This is a genomic window from Azonexus sp. GW821-FHT04F04 (genome assembly GCF_059420025.1).
Genome location: NZ_JBWKSX010000002.1, coordinates 94,080 through 107,203, shown reverse-complemented (window position 1 = coordinate 107,203; position 13,124 = coordinate 94,080). Strand labels below are relative to the sequence as shown.

General features: G+C 58.8%; 15 protein-coding genes and 1 tRNA gene. 8 read left to right on the top strand and 8 right to left on the bottom strand.

The window, feature by feature from the left end:
- The first annotated feature begins 6 nt into the window (after positions 1–6).
- The 5 genes from AC07TV_RS05885 (at position 7) to AC07TV_RS05865 (ending at position 4,814) form a co-directional block, all read left to right on the top strand.
- Positions 7–1,101, top strand: a complete 1,095-nt coding sequence (locus tag AC07TV_RS05885) for a 4-oxalomesaconate tautomerase (protein ID WP_494647469.1) — start codon at positions 7–9, stop codon at positions 1,099–1,101.
- A gap of 167 nt (positions 1,102–1,268) precedes the next feature.
- The gene (locus AC07TV_RS05880) at positions 1,269–2,639 is read left to right on the top strand and encodes an OprD family outer membrane porin (RefSeq protein WP_494647468.1); all 1,371 of its coding nucleotides are present in this window, start codon (positions 1,269–1,271) and stop codon (positions 2,637–2,639) included.
- Between the two features lie 112 nt (positions 2,640–2,751).
- On the top strand, positions 2,752–3,036 hold the full coding sequence (locus AC07TV_RS05875; RefSeq protein ID WP_494647467.1) for a LysR family transcriptional regulator: 285 nt from the start codon (positions 2,752–2,754) through the stop codon (positions 3,034–3,036).
- Positions 3,037–3,073: 37 nt separating this feature from the next.
- Positions 3,074–3,496, top strand: coding sequence for a hypothetical protein (locus AC07TV_RS05870; protein ID WP_494647466.1), 423 nt, complete (start codon positions 3,074–3,076; stop codon positions 3,494–3,496).
- 16 nt (positions 3,497–3,512) lie between these two features.
- Positions 3,513–4,814, top strand: coding sequence for a DUF3422 family protein (locus tag AC07TV_RS05865; RefSeq protein ID WP_494647465.1), 1,302 nt, complete (start codon positions 3,513–3,515; stop codon positions 4,812–4,814).
- Between the two features lie 120 nt (positions 4,815–4,934).
- On the opposite strand, the gene pqqE is transcribed toward AC07TV_RS05865, so the two are convergent.
- Genes pqqE through pqqA form a run of 5 tightly spaced genes read right to left on the bottom strand, consistent with a single transcriptional unit; the run spans position 4,935 to position 8,204 of the window.
- Positions 4,935–6,080: a pyrroloquinoline quinone biosynthesis protein PqqE gene (gene pqqE / locus AC07TV_RS05860; protein ID WP_494647463.1), complete on the bottom strand. Its 1,146-nt coding sequence runs from the start codon at positions 6,078–6,080 to the stop codon at positions 4,935–4,937.
- Positions 6,077–6,352, bottom strand: a complete 276-nt coding sequence (pqqD, locus tag AC07TV_RS05855) for a pyrroloquinoline quinone biosynthesis peptide chaperone PqqD (RefSeq protein WP_494647462.1) — start codon at positions 6,350–6,352, stop codon at positions 6,077–6,079. Before pqqD ends, pqqE begins: the two co-directional genes overlap by 4 nt.
- The gene (pqqC, locus tag AC07TV_RS05850; RefSeq protein WP_494647461.1) at positions 6,352–7,143 is read right to left on the bottom strand and encodes a pyrroloquinoline-quinone synthase PqqC; all 792 of its coding nucleotides are present in this window, start codon (positions 7,141–7,143) and stop codon (positions 6,352–6,354) included. The genes pqqD and pqqC overlap by 1 nt, the downstream gene beginning before the upstream one ends.
- Positions 7,144–7,158: 15 nt before the next feature.
- Complete coding sequence (gene pqqB, locus AC07TV_RS05845) at positions 7,159–8,079, bottom strand: pyrroloquinoline quinone biosynthesis protein PqqB (RefSeq protein WP_494647460.1); 921 nt, start codon at positions 8,077–8,079, stop codon at positions 7,159–7,161.
- A 50-nt stretch (positions 8,080–8,129) separates the two neighbouring features.
- Positions 8,130–8,204: a pyrroloquinoline quinone precursor peptide PqqA gene (pqqA, locus tag AC07TV_RS05840; protein ID WP_141353941.1), complete on the bottom strand. Its 75-nt coding sequence runs from the start codon at positions 8,202–8,204 to the stop codon at positions 8,130–8,132.
- A 205-nt stretch (positions 8,205–8,409) separates the two neighbouring features.
- On the opposite strand from pqqA, the gene AC07TV_RS05835 reads away from it, so the two are divergent.
- Positions 8,410–9,375 (top strand): alpha/beta fold hydrolase, encoded by a 966-nt coding sequence (locus tag AC07TV_RS05835; RefSeq protein ID WP_494647459.1) that lies wholly within the window; start codon positions 8,410–8,412, stop codon positions 9,373–9,375.
- 132 nt (positions 9,376–9,507) lie between these two features.
- Positions 9,508–9,978, top strand: coding sequence for a hypothetical protein (locus AC07TV_RS05830; RefSeq protein WP_494647458.1), 471 nt, complete (start codon positions 9,508–9,510; stop codon positions 9,976–9,978).
- Between the two features lie 3 nt (positions 9,979–9,981).
- Here the strand turns inward: AC07TV_RS05830 and hpnE are convergent, their stop codons facing one another.
- Genes hpnE through hpnC form a run of 3 tightly spaced genes read right to left on the bottom strand, consistent with a single transcriptional unit; the run spans position 9,982 to position 12,866 of the window.
- Entirely contained in the window at positions 9,982–11,214 is a 1,233-nt protein-coding gene (gene hpnE / locus AC07TV_RS05825; protein WP_494647457.1) for a hydroxysqualene dehydroxylase HpnE, read from the bottom strand.
- A gap of 4 nt (positions 11,215–11,218) precedes the next feature.
- Positions 11,219–12,052, bottom strand: a complete 834-nt coding sequence (gene hpnD / locus AC07TV_RS05820) for a presqualene diphosphate synthase HpnD (protein ID WP_494647456.1) — start codon at positions 12,050–12,052, stop codon at positions 11,219–11,221.
- A gap of 4 nt (positions 12,053–12,056) precedes the next feature.
- Complete coding sequence (gene hpnC, locus AC07TV_RS05815; RefSeq protein ID WP_494647455.1) at positions 12,057–12,866, bottom strand: squalene synthase HpnC; 810 nt, start codon at positions 12,864–12,866, stop codon at positions 12,057–12,059.
- A 53-nt stretch (positions 12,867–12,919) separates the two neighbouring features.
- Here hpnC and AC07TV_RS05810 point away from each other — a divergent pair.
- A tRNA-Leu gene (locus AC07TV_RS05810) sits at positions 12,920–13,004 on the top strand.
- Positions 13,005–13,124: the final 120 nt, after the last annotated feature.

Below are 13,124 nucleotides of genomic sequence, written 5' to 3'. Positions count from 1 at the left end.
ATCGCTATGTTGCTCAGTATTCCCTGTACCTTGATGCGCGGTGGTACATCCAAAGGGCCGTATTTTCACGCCAGTGATCTGCCAGCTGATCCTATTGCCCGCGATCAACTACTGCTTGCCGCCATGGGTTCTCCACATGTGCGACAGATTGATGGCATCGGCGGTGGCGACACCTTGACCAGTAAGGTCGTCATCGTCAGCAAATCAACACGCCCAAGTATTGATATCGACTACCTGTTTGCTCAGGTTTCTGTGGAAACGGCAACTGTCGATACGACACCAAATTGCGGCAATATGCTGGCGGGTGTTGGGCCATTTGCTATTGAAAATGGCTTGGTTTCCGCTGTTTCACCAGTAACCACCTTACGAATATTCAATATAAATACGCAGAAAGTCGTCGAGGCGCGGATTCAAACTCCTGGTGGAATGGTTACCTATGATGGGGAAACAAGAATCGATGGGGTGCCTGGTAGCGGTGCCCCGATAGAACTCAATTTCAAGAATGCAACCGGTGCGAAGACTGGGCGTTTGTTTCCGACTGGCAATAGACTCGATGTGATCGATGGTGTCGAGGTTTCCTTGATCGATTTTGCGACCCCTCTCGTTTTCGTCTCTGCTGAGGCCATGGGCAAGACTGGGCATGAGAGCAAGAAAGAGCTGGATGCAGACAGCAATTTGAAAGCCCGACTCGAATCGATACGCCTTCAGATTGCAGAAAAAGCAGGAATGGGTGATGTCCGAGGGAAGGTCCTACCAAAAATCGCGCTGGTCGCATCACCACGAGGAAAGGGTGTTATTGCTTCGCGCTACTTCACGCCGTGGAGTTGCCATTCCGCCTATGCTGTCACAGGCGCCCTTTGTTTGTCCGCAGCCAGCGTCCTGCCGGGAACCGTAGCGAATCGAGTTGCCAGGCTAGACGACGCGGAGCCCAACCTTGTTCGGATTGAACAGCCAGCTGGTACTTTGGAGATTAGGCTTCACATCAATGGCGAACTATCGTCATCGGAGCCTGACATCGTCTCTGCTGGATTGATTCGGACAGCCCGAAAACTGTTCAAGGGTATCGTTTTACTACCTACAGAGGCGGGCTTGGCTGCATGAGTCAGAAAGTCGAAAACTGATGCGATATTGGCATTAATAATGACCGTATATTCATTTCACGCAATTTAATCGATTCCATAAACTGTAATTCACCAACTCCTGAGTTGTGAGCTTGGTCGAGTTTGCCCCATCTGGGATGGCAGATCGGAATTTACGGAGGAGTCACAATGAGTAAAAGAATCAAGAGAAACCTGCTGCATGCGCTGATTGCTGGCCTGATGCTGCCGGTAGCAGCCTTTGCCGCAGAAGGGGAACACAAGCTGGAACTGAAGGCCCGTGCGGTTTATTGGAACGACGAAAGCCTGGTGTACCCGACCAGTACGACCCCCAGCCCAAAGGCAAGCAGCTATGAGCAAAGTGCTCTGGGTGTTCAGATTAATTACGCTTCGCCATATTGGGCGAGCTTTATCGGGGTCGATGCCTCGCTCTACGGTGTCGCAAAAATTGGCGATAGCGGGACGCCAACCAGCAACTTGGTCGATGTCGGCAATAACGGACAACTTGAGGATTCTTACGTAACAGCCGGTCAAGCACTGATCAAGTTAAAGTATCAGAACATCGCCCAATTGAAAGTTGGTCGGCAGCTCCAGAATAGCTTGCTGCTGAAAAGCACGAACACGCGGACAGTTCCTGATACCTATTCCGGCGCCAGCGCCTTGGTTAAGCCGATCGATGGACTTACCATCTATGGCGCCATCTATGACCAGTGGCGTGCCCGGAGCACCGGTGAGTTCGAAAAGTTCAAAACGGAGGCAACGGCCGTTGGTGTCGCCAATACAATCGATTACATCAGCATTTTCGGTGCCTCATATGCGAATGGTCCTCTGTTGGTAACTGCCGAATACCTGAATTCGAAGAATTACTTGTCGAAGTTCGGTCTGGTCGGTGCTTACACAATCCCTTTCGACAAAAACTCACTAAAGATTTCAGGCGGATTGTTCACGTCACGTGATGCGGGTTCGCTGTTTGTCTGCTCGGCTGAGAAGGAGCTCGACTGTACGGGAACCTCACGCCTTACGAACGACGGCTTGGGCGTATACATCGATGGCGAATGGAAGGTCAGCAACTTTACATTTGGTGCTGCTGTTGCGAAGTTTGATGGCCTCTGGATTGAAGACAATTTTGCTGTTGATGCAACGAAAACTGGCAGTTTGACCCAAGACCATGGAAGCAATCCTTTTCCGACCTCAGCCGGACTTGGGCCTGATATGAGTAATCGAGACGAATTGGTAGGTTCCGTCCGTCTAGCCTACGATTTCAAAGAGTACCTGCCTGGTTTGAAAGCTGGTTTCAAGTATGCCCGTGGTACTGGTGCCAAGAGCAGCAATAAGGAAAATTCAGCCGTAGGTTCTGAAAACTTTCGTGAATTCAATCTGCAGTACGCGATCCCCTTCGTGAAAAACCTGAGCGCGCGCTATATCTACATGAACTATGACTCGCATGTGGAGAATGGCTCGACTACAGCGACCATCAAGGGAATGCCAAGACAGGACTGGGAACAGCACCGTTTTTATATCGACTACAGCTACCAGTTCTGATCGCGCTTAAAAACAACGTCTCCTTTGTGGTGCTTTGTCCCCCGGAGCACCGTTTTAACCTCCCCGAGCAATCGGGGAGTTTTTTTGAAGTCATCAGTGCAAGGAATGTCAAATGCCCTATGACCTTGTTGATCTGAAACTACTGGCGGCGATTGCCCAACATGGCACGCTCAAGGAAGCGGCTGCACAAAATTGCCTTGCGTCGTCGTCGGCTAGCCAACGGCTAAACAAACTTGAGTCTGCGCTGGGTGTGGTGCTGTTTGTGCGGCATCGACGAGGCTTGGAATTGACGAGTGCGGGTAAGGTCGCTCTGCACCATGCAGGGATAGTACTAAATACAATCAGCCAGATAGAAGACGAGATATCGCCTTATACGGGAACTGACTACGGGCATTGAAATTGGTTGCCCATGAAATGTACGTTCGGATAACTGGATGCGGAAAAAATCTTCTCGCTCGCCGAGGCTAGTCGCCAAACTACTATCCCCGATGCAACATTGCCGTTTGGTTATTGGCCCGCGGATTCATCTGGATTTGCTTCTTGCAGGGTCGTTTGACTTTGCTTACGTTTGCTCAGTTGCAGGACTTCTTAATGTTGCCGGTAGCGCTGCCTACCACAAGGGGCATAGAGAGGTGCAGGCGGAAATTCACAAGGGCCAGTATGTGGTTCTAAGGCTAATCGAAAATGCCAGGGGGCCGGATGAAACAGAGGCCCTGGTAATACGGGATGCGTTAAACGTTGCTGATCGTTGGCTCGTTGCGCAAGACACGCTGATCCTTGCCAAGGCAATCAATTCCTGTGAACGCGAATCTGCCTACCTAAAACAAGTCCTGTCGCCACGGTTGTCGAACTCTTGAGACAATTCGCTCATATATGAATCTTTCCAGTGTGCTTAATCATCCGAGGCGCCTTGCGCTGGCCAGCGAAATCCACGCGCGACCTTTCATGGTATTTGAGGCGCCGGCGCGGATATCACATCTGGCGATATTTAGTGATGACGGAGAGCAGTCACACGAGCGTCTGCTGCAATCGCTATGTGCTCGTTTTGGGGTCGCGGCACCGGGTCAAGGGGCGCAGCATTTCGTCCACGATTTTGGGCATTTTCGTCTCAAATGGGAGCGTCACACCGAGTTTTCGACCTTTAGTTTCGTCGAGCCAGGAGAGGGGGGAGCAGACTTCGAACATACGGCTATCCGACATGTGCCGCTTGACTGGCTTGAGTCTTTGCGGGCGTCGGTGATCGTTGCTTCGCACATAATTGCCGAGCGCGGAAATCCGCTATGTATTGCTGATACGCGCCTCAAAAGCCTGTTCCCGGTACCGCCGTTGGTCGGCAGCCAAGTATTGTCCGATGGCGAGATTTGGACGGATTTTCAAGTCGGGCCGGACGGATTCTCGAAATACCTGATCCGCGACATCAATTTGCGGGAGTCTCAGATGGGGCGTCTGGTTCAGCGCATCTGCGAAATCGAGACATACCTCATGATGGCACTGCTCGCTCTTCCTCTGGCACGTGAGGCAGGAACACTACTAAACGGCATCGAGGAAGATTTAATAACGCTGGGCATTCAAATGAGTACGCAAGGGATAGAGGAGGATGCCGAAGCCCAGCTTAAGGAGATTTCTCGGCTTGATGCGCAAGTGCGCGCCATGTCGTTTCGGACGGGGTTCCGCTTCAGCGCGGCCCAGGCGTATTACCAAATCGTTGAAGCGCGCATCGGCGAGTTGCGTGAACGGCGCATAGAGGGCGTACCGACGATCGGCGAATTCATGGAACGTCGGCTTGCTCCTGCGATGAATAGTTGCAAGTCGGTAGCCGTTCGACAGGATACGCTGGCGGAAAAAATCAGTCGTTCCGACGATATGCTTCGTACCCGGGTAAATCTGGCACAAGAACGACAAAGCCAGGGTGTTCTTCGAAGCCTGAGTAATAGTGCAGACCTTCAATTACGCTTGCAGCAGGCGGTTGAAGGCCTCTCTGTGGTGGCCATTTCTTATTACGGCATAGGACTGGTTGGTTATACGCTGAAGGCGCTAAAAGGATGGGGTTGGGAAATACCGGTTGACCAAGCTATTGGGTTGATTTTGCCGCTGGTCCTCTTTGGAACTTGGCATGCAATCCGTCGCTTGCACAAACGTTTGCACACAAATAGTGCTACGGCCTTCTGCAAATAAATATCGATCCGGCATCTTTCGAAATTTGAACCTGATTGGCCGCCAACTCATAGCAGATGCACCCCGGTTCAAATTTGCCCGTTTTTTCCGGTTGACCGTAGGAATTGGCCAACCAGCCGGTCAGGCGCTCGATTCTGACGCTTCGGCTTCCTCAATCAGCCGCCGGCTTTCCTTGGGGTCGCGGAAAATGAGTGGTTGTGTCTGGCGGTCCGGATTCGTGGCGTTTTCGAGTGCCGCGCTGACGATTTCATGGTGCGGGCTTTTCGGGCAGACGGGGTCGGCCGCGTCGGCATCGCCGGCCAGCAGGTAGGCCTGGCAGCGGCAGCCGCCGAGGTCTTCTTCTTTTTTGTCGCAGTCGCGGCAGGGCTGTTTCATCCAGCCGGTGCCGCGGTAATGGTTGAAGCCTTCGGATTCGTACCAGATTTCACGCAGGCTGCTGTCGCGGACGTTCGGGAAACTCAGGCCGGGCAGCATGCGGGCGGTGTGGCAGGGCAGGGCGGTGCCGTCCGGCGTTACGGTCAGGAAGACATTGCCCCAGCCGTTCATGCATTTCTTCGGTTTGCCTTCGTGGTAGTCGGGGACGACGAAAAGGATGCGCATGCGCTCGGCGAGCTTTTCCTTCCATTCGTTGGTCACGGCTTCGGCGCGGCGCAGTTGTTCGCGCGACGGCATGAGCTGGTCGCGGTTGAGCAGCGCCCAGGAGTAGTACTGGGCGTTGGCCAGTTCGAGGTATTCGGCGCCGAGGGCGTCGGCCATTTCGATGATGCGGCCGATGTGTTCGATGTTGAGACGGTGGATGACGACGTTCATGACCATCGGCCACCCGCGCGCCTTGATCATTTCGCCGACCTTCTGCTTGAGGTCGAAGGTGCGGGTGTGGGTCAGGAAATCGTTGACCTCTTTGGTCGAATCCTGGAAGGAGAGCTGGATGTGGTCGAGGCCGGCCGCCTTGAAGGCGTCGAGCCGCGCTTCGGTCAGGCCGACGCCGGAGGTGATGAGGTTGGTGTAGTAGCCGAGCTGGCGGGCTTCGCCGATGAGGATTTCGAGATCGTCGCGGAGCAGCGGTTCGCCGCCGGAGAAGCCGCACTGCACGGCGCCCAGTTCGCGCCCTTGGCGCAGGACGCGCAGCCAGTCGTCGGTGCTCAGTTCGGTTTCATGTTTGGCGAAATCGACCGGGTTGTAGCAGAACACGCAGTGCAGCGGGCAGCGGTAGGTGACTTCGGCGAGCAGCCACATCGGCGGGCCGATTTTGGCCGGGGCATTCATGCCTTGGCTCCGCTATCGAGGCGCAGCCAGCGTTTTTCGATGGCCATGGCGAGAAAGGCTTCGACGTCGCTGCGCAAGCCGCTGGCGGAAAATGCCGCTTCAAGATCGGCGACGATGGCCGCGATGTCGCGCTGGCCGTCGCAGCGGGCGAGGATCTCGCCGCCGCTCTGGTTGAGCTTGATCATCCCTTCCGGGTAGAGCAGGACGTGGCATTGCTGCGCCGGCTCCCACTGGAAGCGGAAGCCGTGGCCGAGGCGCGGCGTGCCGTCCATCAGGCGACTTTCCGTTCGGCCGTGACGCCGTTGGTGCCGTAGTGTTGGCCCATGACGTCGTTCATCGACCACAGGATGTCGAGCTTGAACTTGAGGATCTGCACGGCGCGTTCCTGCATGGCGCGGGTGCGGAAATAGTCGAGCGTGACATTGAGTCCCTGGATCACATCGCGCGGTGCCTGGCTGGTGCGGTTGCGGAAATACTGCAGGCCGGACGATTCGATCCACGGGTAGTGGCCGGGCCAGGTGGCCAGACGCTGGAGGTGGATGACCGGGGCGAACAGTTCGGTCAGCGACGAGCAGACGGCCTCCTGCCACGGGGCGCGGCGGGCGAAGTTGATGTAGGCGTCGACGGCGAAGCGAACGCCGGGCAGGACGTGGCGCAGGTCGACAATTTCCTCGCGGGTCAGGCCGACGGCTTCACCGAGGCGTATCCAGGCTTCGATGCCGCCGGCGTCGACCATTTTTTCGCCATTCGGCAGGCCGTATTCGAAACCGTCATGGTCGAGGATGCGCTGCACCCAGCCGCGACGTACTTCGCGGTCCGGACAGTTGGCCATGATCGCCGCGTCCTTCACCGGAATGGCGATCTGGTAGTAGTAGCGGTTGGCGACCCAGCCGCGAATCTGCTCGGGCGTCGCGTGGCCGGTGTTGAGCATGACGTTGAACGGATGGTGGATGTGGTAGGCCTTGCCGTTCTCGCGCAGCTGGGCCTCGAACTCCTCGCGGCTCCAGGCCGGGCGGCCATCGTCGGCGTCGTGGGATTCGGCAAGGATGTCGGCTCGGATCATGGTTGTCTCCCTTTGTTAGATGGTGATGCGGGTGCCGTCTTCGGCAACCTCGATGCCGCGCCGGGTCAGTTCGGCGCGCTGCGGCGAGTTTTCGTCGAGGATGGGATTGGTGTTGTTGATGTGGATGAGGATCTTGCGCACGTGTTTCGGCAGCTCGTCCAGCCAGTCCATCATGCCGCCGGGGCCGGATTGCGGCAGGTGGCCGATGTCGCGGGCGGTCTTGGTGGACAGGCCGGCGACGATCATTTCGTCGTCCGTCCAGAAGGTGCCGTCGACCATGACGCAGTCGGCTTCGACCATGCGGGCGAAGACTTCCGGCGTGCGGGCGCCGAGGCCGGGGGCGTAGAACAGCTTGGCGCCGCTCGCCCGGTCGGTGATGCTGACGCCAACGTTGTCACCATCGACCGAGGCTTCGCGGTGCGGCGAGTAGGGCGCCGCCTTGCTCGATAGCGGCAGCACGGAGAATTCGAGGCCGGCCACACCGGGCATGGCGAAGGGCGTGCCGTCGAGCGGGATGTCGTGGCGGTCGATTCCGCAATAGTGTTCCAGCACCTTGAGCACCGGGTTGCCAGTGGTCAGGTCTTCGTATACCGGCTCGGCGCACCACAGCGGCATCTTGGACTTCTGCTCGCGCAGCATGAAGAGGCCGGTGGCGTGGTCGATCTGGCCGTCGACGAGGAGGATGCCGCCGATGCCGGTGTCGCGCAGGGCGCGGTTGGGCTGCAGTTCGGGCGTCGCCTTGATCTGTTGCAGGATGTCGGGCGAGGCGTTGAGCAGGGTCCAGTCGTGGCCGTCGTCGGTGCTGACGCAGATTGATGACTGGGTGCGCGGTTTGGCGCGGACGCTGCCGTCGCGGATGCCAGCGCAATTGCGACAGTTGCAGTTCCACTGCGGGAAGCCGCCGCCAGCCGAGGCGCCGAGAATGATCAGTTTCATGATTGAGTGGAGCCGTCATCGCCGCCAGGGCCGCGATGACGGCGCGTCCCTTAGCGGGCGGCGATGTACATCGTGATTTCGAAGCCGAAGCGGAAGTCACAAGCGGTCGGGGTTTCCCATTTCATTTCGATAGTCTCCGTTATGGATTTGAACGTCCGGCGACACTTGCCGCCGGTTGTCCGCCGTTTTCAGCGATGCGGCGGACTGGATTGAACTATCGCAAGGGGGGCGACTTGGCGCCCCGGGGGAATCATGAATTGGCCGTCATGATTTTCATGAGATTCGGGTGGCGCCGCCTGGCGGGCGTTGGTGGTGGTTAGAATGGCCAGCATGTCTGCCGCTGCCACCGCCCTGCATTGCCCGTCACCGCCGTTTGATTGCGGCTGGCTGCCGGTCTCCGGCGGCCATCGTCTTTACTATGAACAGCGCGGCATGCCGGCGGGCATTCCCGTGCTGATCCTGCACGGCGGCCCCGGTTCCGGCTGCTCGCCGCTGATGGCCGGCTTCTTCGATCCCGAGCGCTATCGCGTCATCCTGCTTGACCAGCGCGGTTCCGGCGAAAGCCTGCCGGCCGGATGCTGCGAGGAAAATATGACGCCGGCCCTGATTGACGACATCGAGGTTTTGCGCCGGCATCTGGGCATTGACCGCTGGCTGGTCATGGGCGGTTCGTGGGGCGCCACGCTCGGTATTTTGTATGCCGCCGCGTATCCCCAGCAGCTCAGCGGATTGCTGCTGCGCAACCCATTCGTGGCGCGGGCAGCCGATCTTGATTGGTTCTTTGGCGGCGCCCGTCAGCACCATCCCGAAGCGTGGCAGAACTGGGCGGCGCTCGGCGCGCCGGAAGCGCCGGGCACCATGCTGCTCTGGCTGACTGAGTGCTTCCGTAGCGCGCCGCCATCAGCATTGGCGGCGCACGTCGCCGCCTGGCATGTCTGGGAATGTTCCCTGGCTAGAACGCCGAGCCGGGACTTGAGCCCGGCCGACATCGATTTGCTGCAGCTGCGCTACTGCCTGCAACTCCATTATTTCGGCCACGCCTGCTTTGTTCCGGAAGGCGGCGTGCTGGCCGCCGCCGAGCGCATCGCGGCGGTTAATGTGCCGATCCACGTTGTGCAAGGCCTGGCCGACCACGTTTGTCCGGCCAGCGCGACGGCCGTCTTGCTGGAGAAACTGCCGAATGCTGGCTGCACCTGGGTCGAGGACGTCGGGCACGATCCCTTTGCTCCGGCCATGCTGGCGGCGACGCTTGGGTTGGTCGAATCCTTCGCGGCGCTTGGGCGGTTTGCACCCTGATCCGGGATTGCGACAAAAATCTTGTCGCGATCTTGAAAAACAGCCTTCCTGTCATCATATCGGAGCAATGTATGCCTCTCGGAAACAGGGGGCATTTGGCTGCGTCGCCTTGATTCAACTGGAGGCAGTACCTTGAAAAACTTGCTCTCGATCTTGCTGTTATCCGGTGCTGCCTGCGCCTTCGCTGACACGAATCCCCGCCTGCTCGAACTGAAGGCCGAATACAGTCAGTTGCATGAGGAACAGCAATCGATGTACCAACAGTTCGAAATGGCCCAGGAGTTGCGTCGCAACGAACTCCGTGAGCGCCAGCCGCCGGCGGTCCAGGGATTTTCGGCGCAGGGTAGCAACCCGGATGGCCAGGTATCGATCGATTTCAACGAAAACGCTCGCCGCCAGCTCGAAAAGCAGGACCGTCTGCATGCCTACGACCGCGAGATCAGTCAGACTCACGCCCGCTACATGGAACTCGCCGCGCGGAAGAAGGCGCTGCTCGACGAAATCAACGAGCTGGCGAAAACGCCTCCTGAAGCCGTTGAAGAGGCGGTGCCGGCAAAGTCGCCAGCTCGCGCCAAAACCTCGCGCTCAAGCCGCGAGAAATAGTCGCTATGCGTTAGTTGACGCGCGCATCGCCCATTGCCCGGCGCGCCGACCGCTGCGCACGGCGCCTTCGAGGGTCGCCGGGTAGTCGGCCCAGGTGTAGTCGCCAGCCAGGAAGAGGCGCGGATTGGAGGTTTTGAAATCCGGACGATGCAGGCCGGGAATGGCCGAGAAAGTGGCGCGTTTTTCGCGGATCACCTTGTGCCAGCCGGTCGGATTCGGCCAGCCGAGTTCATTGTCGAGGGTGGCGGCCAGCGCCGCATCGTCGAGTTTTTCCCAGTCGCCGTGTCCGCTCAAGACGCAGGCCAGCATGCCTTGGCCACGGTCGACAATCCATTGGCAATGGCCGCCGAGTCGGTTGCTCAGCGGGAAAGACGATTTCATTTTTGGCTCAAAATTCCGGTAGACCGTGGCAATTGGTTCATAGGCGTAACCCGTGGCCGCCGCCGGCCACAGGGCGCCGACATGCTGCGGCGCGGTGGCGATGATGGCCGCTGCGAAGGTTTCACCGTCGATGGCGATGCCGTTTTCAGCTTCCGTGATCTGACTGATCCGAGTGCCCAGCCGGATTTGCGCGCCGTGGGCCTGCAACCAATGTCCGGCCGGTTCCGGCAGCAATTGGCCGAGATCGACGCGGGGCAGCAGCAGATCGGTGTCTGCGCGCCGAGAACTGCCCAGGCTGTCACGCAGCACGTTGGCGAAAAGTTGGGCTGAGGCGCGTTCGGCCGGCAGGTTGAGTGCCGCCAGGCAGAGCGGTTCCCACAGGTGGCGGCGCAGGGCACCGGTCTGGCTGGCGGCGTCCAGCCATTCGGCCACGGTCGTTTCACCCTCCAGCTTGAAACCTCGGCGCTTGATGCCGTCCATCCAGAATGCGGTTCGCAGTTTTTCCCCAATGCCGACCTCGCTGGCGCTGAGCAGCCCCCAGGCAACATTGAGCGGCGCGGGCAACCGGGGCAGGGCGAGGCGAAAACCGGTGTTGTCGATGACCTGCAACGGCTGGCGGTCGAAAAGTTGATCGGGATCGGCACCGACCCGGCGCATCAGCGCCAGCGTATCGCGGTAGGCGCCGAGCAGGATGTGCTGGCCGTTGTCGAGCTGGTGGCCGTCGATCTCGACGCCCCGCGCCCGGCCACCGAGAACCCGGCCTGCTTCGAACAGGGTCGTTTGAGCGCCGGCGGCAGTCAGTTCAACAGCGGCTGCGAGACCGGCCCAGCCGCCACCAATGACGGCTATCCGCACGGTGTCAGCCTTTCAGCCAGGTCTTGACGGCCAGCCACAGCTTGCGCGTCGGCGGCAGCGAAATGCGTTGGTGCAGCACCTGGAAATTCTCGCGCTTGATCTCGTCGAGCACGGTGCGGTAGATCGCCGCCATGATCAGGCCGGGGCGCTGACTCTTGCGGTCGACGGCCGGCAACTGGGCGAAAGCCTGTTCATAATACTTCTCGGCACGTTCATACTGGAACTGCATGAGGGCCGTGAAGTTGTCCGAATACTTGCCGTTCAGTATGTCGGCGGCCGGCACGTTGAACTGCTTGAGTTCGTCCATCGGAATGTAGATGCGGCCGCGCCGTGCATCTTCGCCGATGTCGCGAATGATGTTGGTGAGCTGGAAAGCCATGCCCAGATCGTGGGCGTATTTTTGCGTCTGGCGGTCGGTGTAGCCGAAGATTTCGGCGGCGAGCAGGCCGACGACGCTGGCCACGCGGTAGCAGTAGAGCGACAGGCCCTTGAAATCGAGAAAGCGCGACTGAGTGAGGTCCATCTCCATGCCGTCGATGATTTCCAGCAACTGCTCTTTTGGCAAATTGATGCTCTTGTCGAGTCCGGCCAGCGCCTGACCGACCGGGTGTTGCGGCTGGCCTTCGGCAACGCGTTCGATTTCCTGGCGCCACCAGGCGAGCTTGGTCGAGGCGATGGCAAGGTCGTTGCATTCATCAACGACATCATCGACTTCGCGGCAGAAGGCGTAGAGCGCCATGATGGCGCGCCGGCGTTGCAGCGGCAGGAACAGGAAGCTGTAATAGAAGGAGGAGCCGCTTTTGGCGCACTTCTCCTGGCAGTATTGGTCGGGATTCATGGGGCTACATTCTAATGGAACGGCCGGCCAGAACCAGCCAGTCCCACTTGCCAAGCTTCGGCCGGCGGGTGAAAACGTCGCCGCGCACCTGCCGGATGCGTTCAAGGATGCGCAGCCCGCCCTGCATGGTCAGGCGAATTTCCCAGCCGAGCCGGCCGGGCAGGGCGTGCACGAGCGGGGCGCCGCGCTTCATCAGCGCCGTCGCCCGGTCGATCTCGAAATCCATCAGCGCCGCCCAGTTGGCCGACCAACGGCTCCGCGCGATGTCGTCTTCGCTGAGGCGGAAGTGCGGAAAGTCGGTCAGCGGTATGTAAATCCGGTCTTTTTTCCAGTCGACCGCAACATCCTGCCAAAAATTGATCAACTGCAAGGCTGTGCAGATGCAGTCGGACTGTTCGAGGTGTTCCGGCTCGGTGCGGCCAAACAGATGCAGGACCAGCCGGCCAACCGGGTTGGCCGAGCGCCGGCAGTAGTCGAGCAGTTCCGGGTAATCGGCGTAGCGCGTTTTCACGACATCCTGCGCGAATGCATCGAGCAGGTCGCGGAAAAGCTGGATCGGCAGTTTGTGCTTGGCGATGACTTCGGCCAGCGCGACGAACAGCGGCGTCTGCGGCACGCTGCCGGCTGCGATGCGATCCAGTTCGGCCCGGTAGGCGTTCAGCCCGGCCTGGCGCTCCTCGGACGAAGCGTCACCCTCGTCGGCAATGTCGTCAGCGCTGCGGGCAAAGCGGTAAATTACTTCAATCGGGCGGCGCAGTTTGGCCGGCACGAGCAGCGAAGCAACAGGAAAGTTTTCGTAATGATCAACGGACATCGTGGTCTGCTCTGGAGATTGCGGCTCAGTCGGTGCTAGAATTCGCCCCGCCTGCCCAGGTGGCGAAATTGGTAGACGCACCAGATTTAGGTTCTGGCGCCGAAAGGTGTGGGGGTTCGAGTCCCTTCCTGGGCACCAAATATAGCACAAAGCTCTGATTATTCAGGGCTTTTTGCTTTTATAAGCCTATAAAATCCCAAATATGGTCATCTGGTGTGACAGATGGTCGGACAACGCACCTACTGCGGTCATAGGGAT